Source organism: Saccharothrix violaceirubra, assembly GCF_014203755.1.
GTDB classification, from domain to species: domain Bacteria; phylum Actinomycetota; class Actinomycetes; order Mycobacteriales; family Pseudonocardiaceae; genus Actinosynnema; species Actinosynnema violaceirubrum.
Map to the genome: position 1 here is coordinate 1,688,518 of NZ_JACHJS010000001.1, position 20,466 is coordinate 1,708,983.

The following is a 20,466-nucleotide window of genomic DNA, read 5'->3' on the forward strand; positions in this document are numbered from 1 at the left end:
TCCTCAGCGTCTGGTCGGTCGACGCACCGCCCGACCAGACCTTCGAGGTGCTCGCCGACCTGGCCCGCTACCCCCTGTGGTGGCGGGAGGTCCGGGCGGCCGAACAGGTGGGGGAGCGGGCGGCACGGCTGCGCTGCCGTTCGCTGTTGCCGTACGACCTGGTGTTCGAGACCCACCACGACACCCGGGACCGGGTGGCGGGCGTGCTGAAGGCCCGGCTGGTCGGCGATCTCGACGGCACCGCAGCCTGGCGGATCCGCCCGTCCGGCACGGGCACGCTCCTGCGCTACGAGCAGGAGGTCACCGTGACCAAGCCCCTGCTCCGCCGCCTGGCGCTGGTGGCCCGCCCCGCCCTCGTGGCCAACCACGGGCTCATGATGCGCAGCGGCAACCGCGGCCTGCGCACCTACCTGGCCGGCTACCAGGCCGGCCGCCGCCCCTGACTCGCGAGTCCTCCACTCGGACACCCCGAAACACGCACTCGGGCACCTTCGATCGGGTGATCCCCTCCCCCCCATCGCGCGAGTTATACGTTGGGGCACCGCGAGTTGTGCATTCAGGCACCGCGAGTTGTGCGTAGAGGACCGCGTCCGGGCACGCGAGTCGTGCGTTCGGACATCGGGGCGGGCACGGGGGAACGGCCCCGGACCCGCCGGCCACCGCCGAAGGCGGTCCTCCCGGCGTCCGGACGGGTGCCCGAGTGCGTGTTTCAGGGTGTCCGAGTGGAGGACTCGCGGACATAGGGGTTGGGAGACCGAACCGGTGGGCGTGCCGACTCGTGTCCTTGGGCAGTCGGTCGCCGCGTCGGATGCGGACGATCAGCCAAGGAGGACACGATGACCCGCTTCCGCGTCGTAGCGGCCCTTGCCGTCGCGGCCCTCGTCGGTGCCTGCGGCCAGCAGAACGGTGCGCAACCCGTTGCCGCCCAACAACAACCGCAGCAGGAACAGCAGCTCCGGGAGCAGCAGCCGGCGGAGGTCGCCCTGACCGCCGGCACGATCGAAGGTCTCGGCACCGTCCTGACCGACGCCCAGGGCATGACCCTCTACCGGTTCGACAAGGACACCGCGAAGCCGTCCGAGTCCACCTGCGACGGTGACTGCGCGGCGAAGTGGCCCCCGGCGCTCGCCGGTGACGGCGACATCCAGGTCGAAGGCGTGGACCGGAGCCTGGTCGGCACGGTCGACCGCCAGGAGGGCAAACAGCTCACGATCGCCGGCTGGCCCCTCTACCGCTTCGCCCAGGACCAGGCGCCGGGCGAGGCCAAGGGCCAGGGCGTCGGCGGCACGTGGTTCGCCGCCGCCACCGACGGCAAGAAGGCCGCCACGGACGACAAGAAGGCCGCCCCGAACGCGGGACTCGTGCTGACCACGTCGTCGGTGGGCGACCTCGGCACCGTGCTCACGGACAAGGACGGCATGACGCTGTACCGGTTCGACAAGGATACCGCGAAGCCCGCCAAGTCGAACTGCGAGGGCGACTGCGCGGCCAAGTGGCCGCCGCTGCTCGTCCAGGGCGACTTCGAGGTCCGGGGCGTGGACCGGAGCCTGGTCGGCACGGTCGACCGCCCGGAGGGCAAGCAGCTCACGGTCGCGGGATGGCCTCTTTACACCTTCGTCGACGACAAGGTGTGCGGTGACGCGAAAGGCCAGGGTGTCGGTGGGACCTGGTTCGTCGCCAACCCCCAGGGCGGCAAAGCGGGCGCCTGAGGAGGACACATCCCTTATAGGGCCCGCGCCCGCCGCCACCCCTCCGGCGGGCGCGGGTCGCCCTATGTCACGACCAGGCTCAGCAGAGCCGTCACGACGAAGCCCACCACCGAAAGGATCGTCTCCAGCACGGTCCACGTGCGCAGCGTTTCCTTCACCGACAACCCGAAGTACCGCGACACGATCCAGAACCCGCCGTCGTTCACGTGCGAGGCGATGATCGACCCGGCCGCGATCGCCATGACCACCAACGCCAGTCGCGGCTGGCTGTAGTCGAGGTCCGCGACCACCGGCGCCACGATGCCCGTCGTCGTCACGATCGCCACGGTCGCGGACCCCTGCGCGATCCGCAGCCCGCAGCTGATCACGTACGACAGCGCGATCACCGGCAGTCCGAGGTCGGCCAGCGACCCGGCGAGCGCCTTGCCCACCCCGGTCGCGGCCAGCACGGCGCCGAAGAACCCGCCCGCGCCGACCACGAGCAGGATCATCGCCACCGGCCGCAGCGACGCGGCCGACAGCTCGGCCACCTGCGCCCGGTCCATGCCGCGTCGGAAACCCAACAGCCAGAACGCCAGGAGCACGGAGATCGTCAACGCCACGGCCGGCGTACCCAGGAACGCGAACACCCCCAGCGGTGTCGACCCCTTGGCCAACAGCACGGACCCGAACGTGCCGGACAGGATCAGCACCAGCGGCACCGCGATGATCCCCAGCACCAGCGACAACGGCGGCTCGTCCCGGTCGCCGCGCGCCTTCTCGGCCGCCGCGAGCATCTCCTCGGGCACCGGCACGACGACGCGCTTGCCGATCCACGCCGAGAACAGCACACCGCCCACGAACCAGGACGGGATCGCCACGGCCAGTGCCATCACGATGATCCAGCCCAGCCCCACGTGCAGCAGTCCGGCGGCGGCGACCGGTCCGGGGTGCGGCGGCATGAACGCGTGCATCACGGACAACCCGGCCAGCAGCGGCAACGCGTACAGCACGATCGACCGCCCGCCGCGCTTGGCCGCCACGTACACCAGCGGCGCGAGCACGAAGATGCCGATGTCGAAGAACACCGGCACGCCGAACACCAGACCGGCCAGGCCCATCGCCAGGGGCGCACGCCGTTCGCCGAACGCCCGCAGCAACGTCCGCGTCAGCACCTGCGCGCCGCCGGACGCCTCCAGGATCGAGCCGAGCAGCGTGCCCAGGCCGACGATCACGGCGACGTGGCCGAGGATGCCGCCGAACCCCTTCTCCACCAACGAGTCCGACGCCTTCTGCGCCGACCCGACCAGGGCCTCCACGGGCAGCCCGGCGGCCAGCGCCACCAGCAACCCGACCACGAGCAGCGCGATGAACGGCTCGACCCGCAGCCGGATGATCAGCACCAGCAGGACGGCGATGCCCACCCCGGACAGGGTGAGCAGGCCGCCCGTCGAGTGCTGGAGCCAGTCGATCACGCCGGCCTCCCCGGGTTGCGCAGGGAGTGTCCGGGCAACGCGTCCGTGCGGCGGCCGTCGTCGATCACCGGCACGCCGTTGACCAGCACGTACGGGATGCCGGTCGCGGCCTGCCGTGGCTGTTCGAACGTCGCGGTGTCGGCGACCGTGTCCGGGTCGAACAGCACGAGGTCGGCCGCGTACCCGGTGCGCACCAGGCCCCGGTCGGGCAGGCGCAGCCGGCGCGCGGCCCGTCCGGTCAGGTGCGCGACGCACTCCTCCAGGCCCAGCACGCCGAGTTCGCGCACGTACCGCGCGAGGTAGCGGGGGAACGTGCCCCACGCGCGCGGGTGCGGCCGGTCGCCGACCAGCAGTCCGTCGCTGCCCCCGGTGTGCGCCGGGTGCTTCATGATCAGCCGGACGTTCTCCTCGTGCCCCACGTGCATGAGGCACGACGTACCCAGGCGTTCCGACGTCAGCACCTCGAAGTACAGGTCGGCCGGTGGTCTGCCCGCGGCTCGCGCGGACGCGGCGACGCTGTGCCCGACCAGGTGTGAGTTCTCCGCCCGTCGCACACCGTTGATCTCGATCGTGGCCCAGTCGACGGGCACGCCGTGGCAGCCGTCGGAGCCGGTCTCCTCGATCTCCCGGCGGATCAGCTCTCGGGTGTCCACATCGGACAGTCGGGCCAGGGTGGCTTCCGGGCCGCCCTCGGACGCCCAGCTCGGCAGCAGCGCGGACAGGTACGTGGCGCCCGGCAGGTACGGGTAGGTGTCGAGGCTGATGTCCGCGCCCGCCTCGATCGCGTCGTCGAGCAACGTCAGCAACTCGCCCGCCCGACCCCGGTTGACCTCGAAGTTCATCGTGGCGTGCGCCAGGTGCAGCGGGCAGCCGGAGGAGCGCGAGACCTCCACCATCTCCGCGTACGCCTCCAGCGCGCCCGCGCCGTAGCTGCGGTGGTGCGGGCTGTAGAACCCGCCGAGCCGCCCGGTCACCCGGCACAGCTCGACGAGTTCGGCGTGCGGCGCGTACATGCCCGGCGTGTAGGTCAACCCGGACGACAAGCCGACCGCGCCCTCGTGCAGGGACGCCGCCAGGACCTCGCGCATCCGGTCCAGTTCGGACGGTGTGGCCGGGCGGTCCTCCCAGCCCACGCACAGCATCCGCAACGTGCCCTGCGGCACGAGGTACGCCGCGTTGACCGCGATGCCCCGGTCCAACCGGTCCAGGTAGTCGCCGACCGACCGCCAGTCCCAGTCGAAGCCCGCGGGGTCGTCGTTCCACCCGGCGAGCTGCGCGCGCAACGCCGCGAGCACCGCGTCGTCCACCGGCGCGTAGGACAGCCCGTCCTGGCCCAGCACCTCGGTGGTCACGCCCTGGGAGACCTTGGCCAGGTGCTCGGGGGCGGCCAGCAGTTGCAGGTCGGAGTGCGAGTGCATGTCGATGAACCCGGGTGCGAGCACGAGTCCGTCCGCGTCCACGGTGCGCCTGCCGGACAGGCGTGGACCGATGTCGGCGATCCGGCCGTCGTGCACGCCGACGTCGGCGCGTCGGCCGGTCGCGCCCGTGCCGTCGACCACGAGCGCTCCGTTGAAGACGATGTCCACGCCGTTCCTCCTCGTCAGAAGTACGTGCGCACCAGGTCCACCACGGTCGTGCCCTCGACCACCGGGATGACCTGCCACTTGTCGAACACCGTGCAGGGGTGGGACAGGCCCAGGCCCAGCCAGTCGCCGACCTCGACCGGGCTGCCCGCGGGCAGCGAGACGAACGTGTGCTGGTCGTTGAGCGCGGTGACGGTCGCCTTGACGGGCCGCGCGATGCCGTCGCGTCCGCGTACCACGTGCGGTTCGGGCAGGCCCTCGTCGAACGACGCGTCGCGCTTGCCGAGCGTGAGCAGGGCCAGGTCCTCCTGCGGGCGTGAGGTCACCTGGGCCCACGCGGTCAGCGCGGACCGCAACCCGGTCGCGCCGGGCATCCGGCCGAAGGGGGAGATGCCCCGGTAGAAGCCGTCGTCGTGGGTGATGTAGGCGCCGCTGCGCAGCACCGGGCGCACGCGGAACGGCCACGGCTCGGTCAGCGCGTCGGCGACCTGGTCGAAGTACGCGCTGCCGCCCGCCGTGACGATCGGCTCGTCCACCTCGAAGTCCAGGTCCAGGACCAGCTCGCGCAGGTGGAACAGGTAGTTGTCGACGATGGACCGCGAGGTCACCGACGCGTCGTGCGCCAGGGCGCCCTCGTAGCCGGCCACGCCCGCGAGCCGCAGCACCGGACTGCGCCGCACGGCCTCGGCGACCGCACGCGCGGTGGGCAGGTCGCGGGCACCCGTGCGCCCGCCCCGTGCGCCCAGCTCGACCAGCACGTCGACGGGCCGGGTGAGCACCTCGGACATCCGCTCGACGGCCGCCACCGAGTCGACCCAGCAGGTGAACTCGAAGCCGGGGTGCGCGTCGAGTTCGGCCGCGAGCCAGCGCAGGCCGGCCGGGTCGACGAGCTGGTTGGCCAGCAGCACGCGGCGCACGCCGAACGCCCGGTAGACGCGCAGTTGGCTGATGTTCGCGGCGGTCAGGCCCCACGCGCCGTGCACGAGTTGGCGGGCGAAGAGCTGGGGCGCCATCGTGGTCTTGCCGTGCGGCGCGAGCAGCACGCCGCGTTCGGCGCACCAGCGTGCCATCGTGGTGAGGTTGTGCTCCAGCGCGGCGCGGTCGAGCACGACGAGCGGTCCGACGAAACCGTCGGCGAACAGGTCCAGACCCCGGTCGGCGACCTCGCCGAGGGTGGCGCCGAACGTGCCGGCGGGCAGGCCCTTGAACCGCCAGTCGATCCGCTCGGCGCGGATCGCGAGCACGGCGTCCAGGTCGATGTCCACTGTCCCGCTCCTCACGTTGCACATATCGCAACGACTATTGCGCGATGTGATGCACACGTGTGTAACATTCGCCTGCCTGCCCGTCAATGTCCCAGAGGCCGCCCCTCGACAGTGCGAATGCGGAGGAACGGATGCGGTTCGACCCAGCGGGCGGGGTGGTCTGCCTCGGCGAGACCATGGCCGTGCTCGTCCCCGCCGAGCCGGGACCGGTGCGTTCCGCGCGCACGTGGACCCGCGCCATCGGTGGTGCCGAGTCCAACGTGGCCATGCACCTCGCGCGCCTGGGCGTGCGCAGCCGGTGGGTCGGCGCGGTCGGCGACGACGCGCTCGGCGGTGCCGTGCTCGACTTCGTGTCCGGCGCGGGCGTGGACGTGAGCGCCGTGCACGTCGACCCGGACCGGCCGACCGGGCTCTACGTCAAGGAAGCCGACCCGACCGGCACCCGCACCCGCTACTACCGGCGCGGCTCGGCCGCGTCCGCGATGGGTGTGGACACCCTCGACCGCGTGAAGCTCGACGACGTCGCGCTGATCCACGTCACCGGCATCACCGCCGCGCTGTCCGACGGCTGCCTCGACCTGCTGCGCGCCGTGCTGGCCCGGCCCCGGCCGGTCCCGGTGTCGTTCGACCTCAACTGGCGGCCCGCGCTGTGGCGCGACCGCGACCCGGCCGTGCTGCGCGACCTCGCCGACGCCGCCGACATCGTGCTCGTCGGCTCGGACGAGGCGCACGCGGTGTGGGGCGTCGACGGCGTCGACGACCTGCGTGCCCTGTTGCCCTCGCCCACCACGCTCGTGATCAAGCACGGCGAACGCGGCGCGACCGTCGTCGAGGACGGTGCCGCGGTCTTCCACCAGGCCCTGCGCGTCGACGTGGTCGAACCGGTCGGCGCCGGGGACGCGTTCGCCGCCGGGTACCTCGCCGCGCACCTGTCCGGCGAGACGCCGACACGCCGACTGCGCGCCGGGCACCTCCAAGCCGCGTCCGCGTTGCTCACCAGCGAGGATGTCGGCGAGCCGCTGCCGGCCGACGTGACCGTGCCGCTGCTGGACGCCGATCCGGCGACGTGGGCCGCCGCACACCTGGGGAGACCGTCATGAGCCAGAGCCTCGACCGCGCGTTGACGCTGGTGGGCCAGTTGGCGACCGGACCGAAGACGCTCGACGAGCTGTCCGTCGTCATCGAGGTGCACAAGTCGACCACGCTCAGGCTCCTGCGCACGCTCGAATCCCACCGGTTCGTGCAGCGCGACGGCGTGCACCACTACCGGCTGGGCACCGCGCTGTTCGACCTGGCCAACCGGGCGCTGGAGGAACGCGACGTGCGGCGGACCGTCGAACCCGCGCTGCGCGACCTGAACGCCCGCTTCGGCTACACCGTGCACCTCGCGTCCTACGAGGGCGGCGAGGTCATCTACATCGACAAGTACGACAGCACCCACCCGATGCGCATGTACTCGCGCATCGGCCGACGGGCGCCGTTGCACTGCACGGGCGTGGCCAAGGTGCTGCTCGCCGACCTGCCGCACGCCCGCCGCGTCGAGATCGCCGAGTCGATCGAGTACACCCCGCTCACCGCGAACACGATCACCGACCCGCGCGCGTTCCTGGCCGAACTGGACCGGGTGCGCGAGCAGGGCTACGCGGTCGACAACGCCGAGCACGAGGACTTCATCCACTGCGTCGCCGCGCCCATCCGGGGACCGCGCGGCGAGGTCGTCGCGGCCGTGTCGATGTCCGTGCCCAAGGTGCTGCTGGACTACGCCGGCCTGCTGGCCCACCTGCCCGACCTGCTCGCGACCGCGCGGGCGGCATCCGTCGAGTGCGGCTGGACGCCGCGCGACTGAGAGGAAGACATGGCCAAGATCGAGATCCGGACCGAGAACGCGCCCACCCCGGTGGCCCGGTTCTCCCAGGGGGTGCGCAAGGGCAACATCCTCCAGGTGGCCGGCCAGGTCGCGTTCGACCCGGCGACCGGCGACATCGTCGGCACGACCGTGGCCGAGCAGACCCGGCAGACGTTCAAGAACGTCCAGGCCGTGCTCGCCGCCGGCGGCGCGTCGCTCGCCGACGTCGTGATGGTGCGCGTGTACCTGACCGACACCGCGCACTTCGCCGAGCTGAACGAGACGTACGCGGAGTTCTTCACCGAGGAGCCGTTCTCCGCGCGCACCACCGTCTACGTCGGCCTGCCCGCCGGGCTGCTGGTCGAGATCGACGTGCTCGCCGTCCTGGACTGACGGTTCCGCACCGGCGGTTCCGGCCCGGCACTTCTGCCGGTCGTTCTGCGTGGTGCGGACGTCCCTCCGGCCACCAGACTGGGACACGTCCCCGACGACCGGAGACACGGAAGGGACAGGGCGATGAGCCGCAACGCGTCACCGATCGGTTGACCGGACGTCGGCGGCCCGGGCGGGGTACTCCCCGACCGCGGTCGGGACGTCAAGCGTCCGGCCGGCCTCGGCCAGCAGCGCGGGGATGTCGTCTTCACGAGGGTGTCGTTGCTCGACCGCGATCGACAGGGCGCGGTCGAGCACGGCCTGCGCCTCGGCGGGCCGGCCGAGGCGCAGCAGCGCCAACCCGCGCAGGTAACCGGCCTCGCACTCGCAGCCGCTCGCCGACGACCGCACGGCGAGGTCGAACGCCTCGCTCGCCAGGTCGAGCACCTCGGCCCAGCGCGCGATCGCGGACAGGCTGCTCGCCGCGCGCAGCAGCAGGCTCGACTCGATCTCGTCGCGCACCGCGGGCGCGATCCGCACCCGGTCGGCGCGCAGATCGGCCACCAGCCCGAGGTGGGCGTCCGCCGCCTCCTGGAACCGCCCCAGCTCGTGCAGCACGAGGCTGTGGCAGGACAGCGCGATCGTCTCGCCGAGCACGTAACCCACTTCGTGGAAGAGGTCGCGCGCCTGGGCGGAATGCCGCCGTGCGGGCTCGAACTCGCCCAGTCGCATCTCCGACGCGGCCCGGTAGTGCTTGGCCCACCCCTGCTCCACCACGTCACCGGACTCCACGGCGGCCTGCCACGCGGGCTCGAACAGGGTGAGGGCCTGTTCCCGCCGGCGCAACAGGACGCTGACCGTCCACGTGAGGAAGTTCAGCTGCACCGCCTCGTCCCGCCGGCTGCCCAGCGCCCGGGCCGCGGCCACGCCCGCGGTGAAGACCTCCTCCCACGTGGACGCGAGACCGCGGTGGTCGGAGTACCAGTGCATGGCGGTCGCCAGGTCGAGCGTCTCGGCGTGCATCGAGGTCTCCGCCGCGATCCGCAGCGCGCCCAGCCAGTTCGGCGTCTCCGTGCGCAGCCACGCGTCCGCGTCGGCCCGGTCCCGCGGCCCGGCGTCCAGCGCTTCCGGGTCGAACCGGCGTGCCCGCGCCGCGGCCCGGGCGAGCAGCCACGACACCATCCGGTGCCGGGTCGACCCGACGTCCGGTTCCTCGTCCGCGAGTCGTTCACCCGCGAACACGCGGACCAGGTCGTGCAGTAAGTAGCGGCCCGGCACCTCGCCCGACGCGACCAGGCTGACGTCGACCAGCTCCTCCAGCGTGTCCTCGGCCGTACCCGGGTCGACGTCGGCGAGCACGGCGACCGTCTCCGGCGCGAAGTCGCGGCCGGGCACCAGCGAGAGGCGGCGGAACAGGCGGGCGGCCGTGTCGTCGAGCTGCCGGTAGGACATCTCGAACGCGGGCCGGACCCGCAGATCGCCCGCGGTCAGCGCGGAGAGCCTGCGGCGTTCGTCGGTGAGCTTCTCGGCCAGGTGCCCGACGGTCCACCGGGGTCGGCTGGCCAGTCGGTTGCCCGCGATGCGCAACGCCAGCGGCAGGTGGCCGCAGAGGCCGGCCACGCTGCGCGCGGCGTCCGGTTCACGCCGCACCCGGTCGCCGGCGATGGTTTCGAGCAGTGCCACCGAGCTGCGCGGGGCCAGGACGTCGAGCCCCAACCTGGTCGCGGCCAGCCCGCCGAGCACCGCGCGCGAGGTGACGACCACCAGCGACCGCTCGCCGGTGGCCAGCAGGGGGCGGACCTGTGCCTCGTCCGCCGCGTCGTCGAGGACCAGCAGCGTGGAACGGGAGCGCAGCAGCTCGCGGTACAGGTCGGTGCGCTCGGCCTCGCTGCCGGGCATCCGGTCCTCGGCGACCCCGAGGGCCAGCAGCATCCGGTGCACCACCTCGGACGGGTGCAGTGGCCGGGGGTCCATGCCCCGCAGGTGGAAGAAGAAGCAGCCGTCCGGGAACGACGCCGTCAACGCGTACCCGGCCCGCACCGCGAGACTCGTCTTCCCGGCACCGGGCGGCCCGTGCACCACGACCACCTCGGTGCGGCCGGCCTGGTCGGCCAACCGGCGAAGAACCTCCGACTCGCCCTCGCGCCCGGTGAGGTCGACGACGTCCGGCGGCAGCGCGCACGGTTCGAGCCGGACCGGCGCGGCGTCCTTGCGCGCACGGCCGTCCTTGGCCGCCGCCAGCAGACCGGCGCGGTCGTCGTCGCCGAGCGCCAGCACGGCGGCCAGCGCCTCGACCGTACGCCGTTGAGGACCCCGGGCCCGGCCGCGTTCCATGTCGCTGATGGCCCGGACGCTCACCCCGGAGCGTTCGGCCAGTTCCTCCTGGGTGAGGCGCACCCGGAGTCGGTAGCCGCGCAGCAGATCACCGAACGTCACACCGGTTAACCCTAATGCGACTCCGAAGTGATCTCGTGCGTGAAACCCGTGACGTTGATCGTGTATTGCTGACACCCGTGAAGTGGTACGCCGACCGCCCGGTCCGCCTTGTCCGTCAACTCGTGGCCGACGTCCTCGCCGCGGCGTGGACCTGGTTCTGGGTGACCGTGGCCCTGGGCGTCCGGGACGCCGTGCTCACCCTGCGGGCCCCGGGCGAGGCACTGGCCTCGGCGGGCCGGAGCCTCGGCGACACGTTCGCGGAGGCCGCCGCCAAGGCCCGTGACGTCCCCCTCGTGGGCGACAACCTGGCGGACGCCCTGGGTCGGGGAGACGGCGCGGGGGACACGCTGGCGACGGCGGGCACCACCCAGATCGAGGCGGTGGAGACGACCGCCCTGTGGCTCACCGTGGCGTTCATCGCCGTGCCCACGGCGTTCCTGCTGCTGCTCTGGCTCCCGGTCCGCCTCCGCTACGCCCGCCGCGCCGGGGCCGCCCGTCGCCTGCGGGCCGCGGGTCGGATGGACCTCCTGGCCCTCCAAGCCCTGACGACCCTCTCTCCGACGGCCCTGTCCCGCTTCGCCTCGGACCCGGCCGCCGGGTGGCGTGCCGGCGATCCCGACACCGTCGCGGCCCTGGCCGCCCACCGCCTCCGCACCCTGGGCCTGACCCCGTGAAACCCCGCGAGTCCTCCACTCGGACACCCTGAAACACGTACTCGGGTGGCGCGGGCAGGCGTCAGTACACCGGCCCCGTGAACTTCTCGCCCGGACCCTGGCCCGGCTCGTCCGGCACGGCCGACGTCTCGCGGAACGCGCGCTGCACCGACTGGAGCCCCTCGCGCAACGGCCCGGCGTGCGGTCCGAGGTACTCGACCGACGCGGTGATCAACCCGGCCAGCGCCGTGATCAACCGCCGGGCCTCGTCGAGGTCGCGGTGCGGGCTGGTGTCCGGGTCCTCGTCGGCGAGCCCGAGGCGTTCGGCGGCGGCGGACAGGAGCATGACGGCCGCTTTGCTGATCACCTCGACGCTGGGCACGTCGGACAGTTCGCGGACGGGGTGCTGGGGCTGGTCGGTCACGCGCCCATTGTCGCAACCGCCCGCCCCGGGTCGCCGATGTGGGGGTTGACAAGCGCGTCTGCTACTATTTCCGGCGCGACCAGTCCCCGCACCAGTGGGGACGGCAAGTGGAGCCCCGCTCCCACCCGCGTCCGCCGCTTCGAGCAGGTGGCCGGGTCCGGTCCCTCGTAGGGTGGACTGCGCCCTTCGTTGTGCGATCGGTCGGAAGAGCGGGCCTCACACCGGGCAGGTGTGGGGCCTCTTGTCTTTGGCGCACAACGAGTCACAAAGGACGTGAATGACAAGTCCCTCGAACCGAGGTGCTCCCGCGAGCACCGAGCCGCGCATCAACGACCGCATCCGCGTGCCCGAGGTTCGACTGGTCGGGCCGAACGGCGAGCAGGTCGGGATCGTTCGCATCGAGGACGCGCTCCGACTCGCCCAGGAAGCGGATCTCGACCTCGTCGAGGTCGCCGCGCAGGCTCGGCCGCCGGTCTGCAAGCTCATGGACTACGGCAAGTTCAAGTACGAGAGCGCGCAGAAGGCCCGCGAGTCGCGCCGCAACCAGCAGTTGACGGTCATCAAGGAGCAGAAGCTCCGGCCCAAGATCGACCCGCACGACTACCAGACGAAGAAGGGCCACGTCGCCCGCTTCCTGTCGCACGGGAACAAGGTCAAGGTGACCATCATGTTCCGCGGCCGTGAGCAGTCCCGGCCGGAACTGGGGTACCGGCTGCTCCAGAAGCTCGCCGAGGACGTCGCGGAGCTGGGGTTCGTCGAGTCAAACCCGAAGCAGGACGGCCGCAACATGATCATGGTGCTGGCCCCGCACAAGACCACGAAGACCCGCCCGGTCAAGCAGGACCAGGACGACGCGGCGGAGTCTGTCGAGGAGTGACCTCCCGACCTGCGGGCCGGGAGTAGGCACGGCCGCCCACACCCCCGTGGTGGCTGCACGAGACGAGGACGGAAATGCCCAAGAACAAGAGCCACAGCGGGACCGGCAAGCGCGTGAAGGTCACCGGCAGCGGCAAGCTCGTTCGCGAGAAGGCCGGCAAGCGCCACCTGCTGGAGAAGAAGTCCAGCAAGCTGACGCGTCGCCTCAGCGGCACCACCGAGGTCGCCAAGAACGACGTGCCCCGCTTGAAGAAGCTGCTCGGTATCTGACCCTCCCCTTGAACACCCGGGGCGCACGCCCCACGAGATCGACAGGATGGACCCGTGGCACGCGTCAAAAGGGCTGTCAACGCCCAGAAGAAGCGCCGTACCACCCTTGAGCTCGCCAGCGGCTACCGCGGCCAGCGTTCGAGGCTGTACCGCAAGGCCAAGGAGCAGGTGCTCCACTCGCTCAACTACGCCTACCGGGACCGTCGCGCCCGCAAGGGTGACTTCCGCAAGCTGTGGATTCAGCGCATCAACGCCGGTGTGCGTGCCAACGGCCTGACCTACAACCGCTTCATCCAGGGTCTGCGCCTCGCCGAGATCGAGGTCGACCGCAAGATCCTGGCCGAGCTGGCCGTCAGCGACCCGGGCGCGTTCGCCGCGCTCGTGCAGCTGGCCAAGGCGGCGCTGCCCAGCGACGTCAACGCGCCCGCCGGGGACCAGGGCTGAACAGCCTGAACACCGGAGTCCGACGACCCGAGGACGGCCCGTTCACCGAACGGACCCCTCGGGTCGTCGCCGCTAAGCGCCTCACCCGACGTGCCGGTCGTGACCGGGCCGGGCGATTCCTCGCCGAAGGCGCACAGGCCGTGCGCGAAGCCTTGGCGTGGGCCGCCGCCGGACGTGGTCGGGTGTACGAGCTGTTCGTGACCGACGATGCGCGCCACGCCGAACTGGTCCGTGCCGCCGTCGACGCCGGGGTGCCGGTGAGCCCGGTGACCGATCGGGCCGCCGCGGCGCTGTCCGAGACCGTGACGCCGCAGGGCGTCGTGGCCGTGTGCTCTCCCGTCGACGTGCCGCTCGAGGTCGCGTCGCGCGGGGCCCGACTGGTGGCCGTCCTGCACGGGGTGTCCGATCCGGGGAACGCCGGCACGGTCGTGCGCGTCGCCGACGCGGCCGGTGCGGACGCGGTCCTGTTCGCCGGGGACACGGTCGACCCGCACAACGGCAAGTGCGTGCGGGCGTCCACGGGAAGCGTGTTCCACCTGCCCGTGGCGCGGTCGCGGTCGGCCGACGAGGTGTTCGCCGCGTGCCGCGCCGCCGGACTGCGGCTGATCGCGGCCGACGGCTACGCGCCGGAGGACCTGGTCACCGCGGATCTGCGCGGGGACCTGACCCGGCCCACCGCCTGGGTGTTCGGCAGCGAGGCCCACGGGCTGCCCGACGAGGTGGTGGCCTCGTTGGACGCCAGCTTGAAGGTGCCGATCTACGGCGGGGCGGAAAGCCTGAACCTGGCCACCGCCGCCGCCGTGTGCCTCTACGCCTCCGCTCGGGCCCACCGCGCCTGAACTTCCGGTCGGGCGATCCGCCGCGCGTCGACGTCGGGAAACCCGGCCGGGGCATCGGCGACCACCACCCGCATGTCGTCGGCCGCACCCGCATCGCTCGGGTGAAGGTGCCGGACGGGAAGGACGCGGCCCGCGCGGCGGGGGTGGTCCGGACGTCCGGGACGTCGCGATCGCCACGACCGGGCACGGTCCACGATCGACCGCTCCGACGGCAGCCACGCGAACCATCCGGCCGGGTGCTTCGCACTTTTCCCGCAGCGGCCACGACCAGGCGAATTCGCCTGGTCGGCGGCCACTGGTCGGCGACGAGGTCCCGGTGCCCGGATCGGCTGGACGGCCACCCCGGGCACCGGCGACCGCACTGCTTTCTAGTCGTCCAGGCGGGCGGTCAGGGCGCGGAGCAGGGGGTCGGCCGTCGGCTTGTCCTGGGCCCGCAGCGATTCCTCCAGCACGGCGGCGGTGTCGCCGAGGATCTGGTGGGGCGTCTGGTCCGTCATGAGGGTGGCGGCTCGGCGGGCCTCCGCTTCGGCGGTCGCCGGGTCACCCGAGTCGAGGTGGAAGCGGGCGCCCCGGGCCACCAGGAACGTCCGCCAGTCGGCGTCGTCCAGCTGTGCGGCCAGTTCCTCGGCGACCGTGTTGCGTTCGATCGCCTCGGCGAACTCGCCCATCCTGGTGTGCACGAACGCGCGGATCGCGGCCACGCGCGCGGTCAGGTGGGTGCGGTGGTGCTCCTCCGCCACCTCGGGCAGCAGGGCGGTGGCCGCCTCCAGCGCCTCGAGGCAGGCCTGGTTCTCCTCCTCGGGCAGGGCCGAGGCCGACTCGACCCAGGACCCCGCCGCCTCGGCCGCCTCCGAGACCTCCTGCCAGCAGCGCGCGGCACGGGCGTAGGCGGCTGCCGCCTCGTTCGGCGACTCCTGCCGGCGCAGCACGCCGCCCAGCACGTCGAGCACCAGTGCCATGCGCCACGGCTCGGACTCGTCGACCAGGCCCAGGGCGGTCTCCAGGTGGCCGCGCGCCTCGGCGAGTTCGCCGAGCCGGGCGCACGTCTGACCCAGCCGGTAGCGGACCGGGACGACGATGTCCGGGTCGACCTCGGCCGACTCGAGGATGCGCACGGCCTCCTCCAGCGCCTCGGCGGCCTCGACGAAGCGGTTGCCCTTCAGGTAGCCGCCGGCCAGTGCGTAGCACGCCTTGGCCACGTCGTCCGGCACGCCCAGGTCGTGGCCGACGGCCACGGCGTCGCGCAGCTGCGGCAGGTAGTCGCCCTCCAGACCGAGGCGTTCGACGGACGCGACCCGCTGGCGGTGCGTCTCGGCGACCCACGGACCGCGCGGCGAGGCGAAATCGGCGACGAACAGCTCGGCCGTGTCCATCGCGGCCTCGTCGCCGCGCACGGTCTCCAGCTTCACCTTCAGTCGCAACGCGTCGAACCGCACCGACGGTCCCGGCGACGACGCGAGCAGGCGCGTCACGGTCGAGTACGCCGCGTCCAGTTCGCCGGTCGACGCCTGGAGCTGCGCGCCGTCGCACCGCACGCGCGACACCAGCTCCGGCACCGACTCCTCGGCCAGCGCGGCGGCCTCCAGGATCAACTCGGACTGCTGTTCGCTGTCGTCCGAGTCGCCGAACACGTCCGCGAGCAGCAGCCGCAGCAGCACCCGCGAGTACGGCGTGCCCGACCGGTCCGCCTCGGCGATGCACGCCCGCAGCCGCTCGACGCACGCGTCGTGGCCCAGGGTGTCGAGCCGCAACGTCATGCTCCGGCCCAGGAACCGGTTGGCCAGGTCGTGCTCGCCGGCCGCACGCAGCCGGTCGAGCGCCGAGTCCACCTCGGCCAGCACCTCGTCGCGCTGCCGGCCGTGGCCCTCGACGAGCGCACGCCGCACCGCGACCAACGCGGCCAGGTGCTCGGGCAGCAACGGGTCCAGCTCGGCCGGCAGCGACCGCAGCATCCGGATGCCCGTGACGAAGTCGCCCTGGTCGAACGCCTCGGCCATCCGCTCGGCCAGCTCGACCGGGTCGGCCACCACCGGCGGCTCCTCGATCGGCGGCACGACCAGCGACGGCACCGGCACGATCAGCGGCACGGGCACGGTGTCCGCCGCCGTCAGGATCGCCCGCACCCGGTCACCGGTCGCCGACGAGCCGTTGCGCTCGTCGAACCGCGCGGCCAGCTCCACCGCCCGCGCCTCCAGCGCGGCCCGCAGCGCGGTCGCCGACGTGGAGGTGGTGACGCCGTCGCGCGGCACCGCGAACTCCACCGGGAAGTCGACCCGGCTCAGCAGCAGTGCCGCCGCGGCCGAGAAGTACATGGCCTGCGAAGGGCTCGGGGAGTGGTGCACCCGGTGCAGGTGCCGCTGGAGCAGGTCGACGCCGCGCCGCACGTTGCCCGACGTCGCGCAGAACTCCAGGTGGTCGGACAGGTACGGCCCGGCCTCGTCGTCGCGCACCAGGCGGTGGGCCACGACGTGCGCGTCCCGCGCCCGGTCCAGGTCGCCCAGCGCCACGAACGCCGGGGTCAGCGTGGTCAGGATGCCCTGGGGCTGGGTCGCGCACCCGTTGTCCCGCTCGAGCTGGTGCTCGGCGTGCGCGACGGCCTCCGCGTACCGGCCCTGCCGGATCAGGTGGCCGGCCTGCTCCTCGATCACGCACGCCTCGCAGTCGCTCATCGGCCCGCGCTCGGTGGCCAGGTAGCGCGCGAAGTGCTCGCGGTACGCCTCGGCGTCGCCGAGGGACTCGGCCACGTCGGTCCGCGCGCCGTGCACCGGCTGCATCGAGAACCCGTGCCGGCGGTAGCGGTCCTCCAGCGCCGCCACCACCGAGTCGATCTGCGCCCGGCTGAACCGGGGGTCGCCCAGCAGCCCGTGGACGATCCACTTGTGGGCCCAGTCGTAGTTGTGGACCTCCCACTCGTCGAACGCCGAGGCGTCGCGCTGCTCGGCGGTGCCCAGCCACGCGAACGCGGGCAGCATCAGGTCGTAGCGCCCCAGGTCGTGGCTCGACCGCAGCAACGCGATCCGGCAGCTCACCCCCAGCGGCAGGTGGTCGCAGTCGTCCGCGGTTCTCGCCGCGCGTTCCAGCGCCTCGTGGCGCGGCATGCCCTCGGGCATGTGGTACGCGTCGACGAACTGCCGCTCGGCAGCCTGCTTGCGGTCACTCATCGGTTGCCCACCGCCCGGTCCAGCAATTCGAGGAAGGAGTTGTTCAACGCCGCGGTGTCGCGGGGCCGCATCGGCCGGCGCGACTGGAGCACGGCGTGCACGTACAGCGATTCCACGGTCAGCTCGACCAGTGCCTGGTCGGTCAGCGTGGCGAGCTTGCGCACCAACGGGTTGCGGCAGTTGAGGACCAGCCGCTGCGCCGCGCCCGAGTCGTCGGCCACCAGGCTGCCCAGCAGGTCCGCCCACAGCGGGTCGGCCTCCTCGGACGCCTGCTTCGCGTCGCGCCGCCGCTCGCCCTCCACGTTGGTCATCAGCAACGCGGGCAGCGATCCCGGGTCGAAGTCGCGCGGCACGGCCTCGCAGTCGTGCCGGCCCAGCACGTCCTTGGCCAGCACGAGCCGTTCCCGCAACGCGCGCTCCACGTCCGGCTCCGGGTCGCCCAGCGCGGCGAGCACCTCGGTCGGCGCCACCCGCCGGGCCGCGAACGGCCCGTCCAGCGCGACCAGCCGCTCCATGATCTCCAGGTCGTAGGCGTAGCCCGCGTTGACCAGGCCCATGCCCTGCGCGTGCGCGACCGGCGCGAGCTGGCGGAACTCGTCCACGTCCGGCAGGAACAGCACGGTGCCGTGCTTGCGCTTGAACTGCTTGAGGGTCTGGCCGCCCTCGGTGGTCTCGTACGGCAGCCAGCGTTCGACCAGCCGCAGCATCTCGTCGTCGACCCGGGCCAGCGACTTGATGCCCAGGTGGTGCGCGTCGAGCAGCGCCGACGTGCGGTCCGGGTCGGTCGCGTCCAGCCGTACCAGCCAGTCGCGCACCTGGCGGCCGAGTTCCTCCCGCACCGCCAGCAGCGTCTCGTCCTGGTAGAGCGCCTCACGGCTCGCGGTCGGCCGCAACGACGTCGAGTCGACCACGCACCGCACGAAGTACGCCCACTCCGGCAGCAGGCCCTCGATGGCCTCGCCGACCAGCATCCGCTTGAGGTACACGCGGTGCGACTGCCGCGCGCCGGGGTGCACACCCCGGGGCAGGACGTACGCCACGCCGGTCAGCCCGACCGCCGGCACCTCGACCGGGATCGCGTCGAACGGCTCGACGCCGAGCACCCGCGCGCCGTACGCGAGCAGGTCCTCGCCGCCCTGCCAGGGCAGCTCGCCCGAGGTCACGCGCTCGCCGCCGACCACGACGCCCACGGGCAGCAGCTCGCCGTACTCGACGACGAGCGCGCGCACGACGTCGTGCTCCAGCCAGTGCTCGGAGTCGCGGTGCGGCACCAGCTCGATCGTGGTGCCGACCTCGACGCGCGCGTCGTCGTCCACCTCGACCTCGTAGTTGCCGGCCGAGTCCGCGCTCCAGCGCACCGCCGGGCCGCCCTTGGCGCTGCGGCTGACCAGCCGGATGCGTTCGGCCACCAGGAAGGCCGAGAGCAGGCCGACGCCGAACTGGCCGAGGAAGCCGCGCCGGGCGAAGCCCAGGTCGTCGCGCTTGGAGGTGCGACCGAGCGTGGACAGCAGGTCGTGCACCTCCCGCTCGGTCAGGCCGATGCCGGTGTCGGAGATGCGGAAGGTGCCGTTCCCGCCGGGTTCGACCGGCTCCACCACCACCTCGCCGGGCGCGTCCGGCTGGAGCGCGCGGCGTGCGGTGATCGCGTCCACCGCGTTCTGGAGCAGTTCCCGCGCGTACACGCGAGGGCTGCTGTACAGGTGGTGGCTGAGCAGGTCGATCATCCCGCGCAGGTCGACACCGAAGGTGTGTGCCATGGAGTGCGTTCCACCTAGGGGTCGGGTCCGGAGGACGGTCGATTCTAGAGCTGTCTCTCTGTGCGGCCGGACCCGGTTTTCGGCGGTGTGCCCGCCGGGTGGAGATGCCGTCGGGGTCCACTGTGCCACGGGGGTCCGACAATTCCGGTCGGGTGCCGTGCGACCTGCGGCGACGACGGCCGGCGGCGGTCGCGGCCCGTGGGCGGTGGGCGGCCGGACCGCCCGATCGCCTAGGATCGTCCCGCCGCGCGGCGGGACCGCCGTCGTGGCCGTCCACCTGTGTCCGCGACGGGAGCTGTACACCAACCATGTCCGGAGCCAACGACCCGTACGACCCCAAGCAGGTCGCGGCGCTCTCCCCGGAGGCGCTCGACGCGGCCGTGGAGCAGGCCCGGGAGGCGTTCGCGAAGGCGGCCGACCTCGACGGCCTGGCCGCCGTGAAGCCCGCCCACCTCGGCGACCGGGGCCCCGTGCAGCTGGCCCGCCGGGAGATCGGCGCGCTGCCGCCCCAGGCCAAGGCCGACGCGGGCAAGCGGGTCAACGAGGCGCAGAACGCGGTCAAGCTCGCGTTCGAGGAGCGCCGGGCCGTGCTCCAGACCGAGCGCGACGAGCGGGTGCTGCGCGAGGAGTCCGTCGACGTCACGCTGCCCTGGGACCGCGTGCGGCGCGGCGCCCGCCACCCGATCAGCACGCTCGCCGAGCGCATCGGCGACGTGTTCGTGGCCATGGGCTGGGAGGTCGCCGAAGGTCCCGAGCTCGAAACCGAGTGGTTCAACTTCGACGCGTTGAACTTCGGCAAGGACCACCCGGCGCGCTCCATGCAGGACACGTTCTACGTCGCGCCCGCCGACTCCGGCCTGGTGCTGCGCACGCACACCAGCCCGGTCCAGGCGCACACGCTGCTCGACCGCGAGCCGCCCGTCTACGTGGTGTGCCCCGGCCGCACGTTCCGCACCGACGAACTCGACGCCACGCACACCCCGGTGTTCCACCAGGTCGAGGGCCTGGCCGTGGACAAGGGGCTGACGCTGGCGCACCTCAAGGGCACGCTCGACGCGTTCGCCCGCGCGATGTTCGGCGCGGATTCGAAGACCCGCCTGCGCCCGAGCTTCTTCCCCTTCACCGAGCCGTCCGCCGAGGTCGACGTGTGGTTCCCGGAGCGCAAGGGCGGCGCCGGCTGGGTCGAGTGGGGCGGCTGCGGCATGGTCAACCCGAACGTGCTGCGCAACTGCGGCGTCGACCCGGACGTGTACTCGGGGTTCGCGTTCGGCATGGGCCTGGAGCGCACGCTCCAGTTCCGCAACGGCCTGCCCGACATGCGCGACATGGTCGAAGGCGATGTCCGCTTCACCCAGCCCTTCGGAACGGAGGCCTGAC

At 72.6% G+C, this 20,466-nt stretch carries 18 protein-coding genes; 11 read left to right on the forward strand and 7 right to left on the reverse strand.

The features are described from left to right. Positions 1 to 47: 47 nt before the first annotated feature. Complete coding sequence (locus tag F4559_RS08480) at positions 48 to 443, forward strand: SRPBCC family protein (RefSeq protein ID WP_312865529.1); 396 nt, start codon at positions 48 to 50, stop codon at positions 441 to 443. A gap of 393 nt (positions 444 to 836) precedes the next feature. Then, positions 837 to 1,709 (forward strand): hypothetical protein, encoded by an 873-nt coding sequence (locus tag F4559_RS08485; RefSeq protein WP_184667312.1) that lies wholly within the window; start codon positions 837 to 839, stop codon positions 1,707 to 1,709. Between the two features lie 62 nt (positions 1,710 to 1,771). Here the strand turns inward: F4559_RS08485 and F4559_RS08490 are convergent, their stop codons facing one another. The 3 genes from F4559_RS08490 to F4559_RS08500 are packed head-to-tail and all read right to left on the reverse strand — an operon-like array spanning position 1,772 to position 6,035. Further along, on the reverse strand, positions 1,772 to 3,163 hold the full coding sequence (locus tag F4559_RS08490; RefSeq protein ID WP_184667314.1) for a GntP family permease: 1,392 nt from the start codon (positions 3,161 to 3,163) through the stop codon (positions 1,772 to 1,774). Beyond that, complete coding sequence (locus tag F4559_RS08495) at positions 3,160 to 4,749, reverse strand: N-acyl-D-amino-acid deacylase family protein (protein ID WP_184667316.1); 1,590 nt, start codon at positions 4,747 to 4,749, stop codon at positions 3,160 to 3,162. The genes F4559_RS08490 and F4559_RS08495 overlap by 4 nt, the downstream gene beginning before the upstream one ends. Before the next feature lie 14 nt (positions 4,750 to 4,763). Beyond that, entirely contained in the window at positions 4,764 to 6,035 is a 1,272-nt protein-coding gene (locus tag F4559_RS08500; RefSeq protein WP_184667318.1) for an amino acid deaminase, read from the reverse strand. A 107-nt stretch (positions 6,036 to 6,142) separates the two neighbouring features. Here F4559_RS08500 and F4559_RS08505 point away from each other — a divergent pair, with 107 nt between their 5' ends. The 3 genes from F4559_RS08505 to F4559_RS08515 are packed head-to-tail and all read left to right on the forward strand — an operon-like array spanning position 6,143 to position 8,250. After that, the gene (locus F4559_RS08505; RefSeq protein WP_184667320.1) at positions 6,143 to 7,111 is read left to right on the forward strand and encodes a sugar kinase; all 969 of its coding nucleotides are present in this window, start codon (positions 6,143 to 6,145) and stop codon (positions 7,109 to 7,111) included. Further along, the gene (locus F4559_RS08510; RefSeq protein ID WP_184667322.1) at positions 7,108 to 7,857 is read left to right on the forward strand and encodes an IclR family transcriptional regulator; all 750 of its coding nucleotides are present in this window, start codon (positions 7,108 to 7,110) and stop codon (positions 7,855 to 7,857) included. The genes F4559_RS08505 and F4559_RS08510 overlap by 4 nt, the downstream gene beginning before the upstream one ends. A gap of 9 nt (positions 7,858 to 7,866) precedes the next feature. Continuing rightward, positions 7,867 to 8,250 carry a RidA family protein gene (locus tag F4559_RS08515; protein WP_184667324.1) on the forward strand — a complete coding sequence of 128 codons (384 nt, stop codon included), beginning with the start codon at positions 7,867 to 7,869 and terminating at the stop codon, positions 8,248 to 8,250. A gap of 138 nt (positions 8,251 to 8,388) precedes the next feature. On the opposite strand, the gene F4559_RS08520 is transcribed toward F4559_RS08515, so the two are convergent. Then, positions 8,389 to 10,665 (reverse strand): ATP-binding protein, encoded by a 2,277-nt coding sequence (locus F4559_RS08520; protein WP_312865530.1) that lies wholly within the window; start codon positions 10,663 to 10,665, stop codon positions 8,389 to 8,391. Between the two features lie 77 nt (positions 10,666 to 10,742). Here F4559_RS08520 and F4559_RS08525 point away from each other — a divergent pair, with 77 nt between their 5' ends. Continuing rightward, a complete protein-coding gene (locus F4559_RS08525) occupies positions 10,743 to 11,339 on the forward strand; it encodes a hypothetical protein (protein ID WP_184667328.1) in 597 nt (198 codons plus the stop codon). Between the two features lie 61 nt (positions 11,340 to 11,400). Here F4559_RS08525 and F4559_RS08530 read toward each other — a convergent pair whose 3' ends face one another. Beyond that, positions 11,401 to 11,742, reverse strand: a complete 342-nt coding sequence (locus tag F4559_RS08530; protein ID WP_184667330.1) for a DUF1844 domain-containing protein — start codon at positions 11,740 to 11,742, stop codon at positions 11,401 to 11,403. 277 nt (positions 11,743 to 12,019) lie between these two features. Between F4559_RS08530 and infC the strand changes: the two genes are divergently transcribed. The 4 genes from infC to F4559_RS08550 all read left to right on the forward strand — a co-directional run bounded on the left by infC (position 12,020) and on the right by F4559_RS08550 (position 14,171). Further along, the gene (infC, locus tag F4559_RS08535) at positions 12,020 to 12,619 is read left to right on the forward strand and encodes a translation initiation factor IF-3 (RefSeq protein ID WP_184667332.1); all 600 of its coding nucleotides are present in this window, start codon (positions 12,020 to 12,022) and stop codon (positions 12,617 to 12,619) included. A gap of 74 nt (positions 12,620 to 12,693) precedes the next feature. Further along, positions 12,694 to 12,888 (forward strand): 50S ribosomal protein L35, encoded by a 195-nt coding sequence (rpmI, locus tag F4559_RS08540; RefSeq protein WP_184667334.1) that lies wholly within the window; start codon positions 12,694 to 12,696, stop codon positions 12,886 to 12,888. 54 nt (positions 12,889 to 12,942) lie between these two features. Then, on the forward strand, positions 12,943 to 13,332 hold the full coding sequence (gene rplT / locus F4559_RS08545) for a 50S ribosomal protein L20 (protein WP_184667336.1): 390 nt from the start codon (positions 12,943 to 12,945) through the stop codon (positions 13,330 to 13,332). A 5-nt stretch (positions 13,333 to 13,337) separates the two neighbouring features. Further along, positions 13,338 to 14,171, forward strand: coding sequence for a TrmH family RNA methyltransferase (locus F4559_RS08550; protein ID WP_184675569.1), 834 nt, complete (start codon positions 13,338 to 13,340; stop codon positions 14,169 to 14,171). 368 nt (positions 14,172 to 14,539) lie between these two features. On the opposite strand, the gene F4559_RS08555 is transcribed toward F4559_RS08550, so the two are convergent. Together F4559_RS08555 and F4559_RS08560 are read right to left on the reverse strand one after the other, a co-directional pair. Beyond that, positions 14,540 to 17,332 (reverse strand): hypothetical protein, encoded by a 2,793-nt coding sequence (locus F4559_RS08555; RefSeq protein ID WP_184667337.1) that lies wholly within the window; start codon positions 17,330 to 17,332, stop codon positions 14,540 to 14,542. Further along, positions 17,329 to 19,089 carry an HSP90 family protein gene (locus F4559_RS08560; RefSeq protein ID WP_184667339.1) on the reverse strand — a complete coding sequence of 587 codons (1,761 nt, stop codon included), beginning with the start codon at positions 19,087 to 19,089 and terminating at the stop codon, positions 17,329 to 17,331. Before F4559_RS08560 ends, F4559_RS08555 begins: the two co-directional genes overlap by 4 nt. A 308-nt stretch (positions 19,090 to 19,397) precedes the next feature. Between F4559_RS08560 and pheS the strand changes: the two genes are divergently transcribed. Beyond that, complete coding sequence (gene pheS / locus F4559_RS08565) at positions 19,398 to 20,465, forward strand: phenylalanine--tRNA ligase subunit alpha (RefSeq protein ID WP_184667341.1); 1,068 nt, start codon at positions 19,398 to 19,400, stop codon at positions 20,463 to 20,465. Position 20,466 lies beyond the last annotated feature (1 nt).

What these genes read in the sequence shown, in the direction of transcription:
- F4559_RS08500 (WP_184667318.1), bottom strand. Translation starts at nt 6,035, where the DNA reads ATGTGCAACGTGAGGAGCGGGACAGTGGACATCGACCTGGACGCCGTG.
- F4559_RS08515 (WP_184667324.1), top strand. Translation starts at nt 7,867, where the DNA reads ATGGCCAAGATCGAGATCCGGACCGAGAACGCGCCCACCCCGGTGGCC.
- F4559_RS08505 (WP_184667320.1), top strand. Translation starts at nt 6,143, where the DNA reads ATGCGGTTCGACCCAGCGGGCGGGGTGGTCTGCCTCGGCGAGACCATG.
- F4559_RS08485 (WP_184667312.1), top strand. Translation starts at nt 837, where the DNA reads ATGACCCGCTTCCGCGTCGTAGCGGCCCTTGCCGTCGCGGCCCTCGTC.
- F4559_RS08555 (WP_184667337.1), bottom strand. Translation starts at nt 17,332, where the DNA reads ATGAGTGACCGCAAGCAGGCTGCCGAGCGGCAGTTCGTCGACGCGTAC.
- rpmI (WP_184667334.1), top strand. Translation starts at nt 12,694, where the DNA reads ATGCCCAAGAACAAGAGCCACAGCGGGACCGGCAAGCGCGTGAAGGTC.
- infC (WP_184667332.1), top strand. Translation starts at nt 12,020, where the DNA reads ATGACAAGTCCCTCGAACCGAGGTGCTCCCGCGAGCACCGAGCCGCGC.
- F4559_RS08510 (WP_184667322.1), top strand. Translation starts at nt 7,108, where the DNA reads ATGAGCCAGAGCCTCGACCGCGCGTTGACGCTGGTGGGCCAGTTGGCG.
- pheS (WP_184667341.1), top strand. Translation starts at nt 19,398, where the DNA reads ATGTCCGGAGCCAACGACCCGTACGACCCCAAGCAGGTCGCGGCGCTC.
- F4559_RS08560 (WP_184667339.1), bottom strand. Translation starts at nt 19,089, where the DNA reads ATGGCACACACCTTCGGTGTCGACCTGCGCGGGATGATCGACCTGCTC.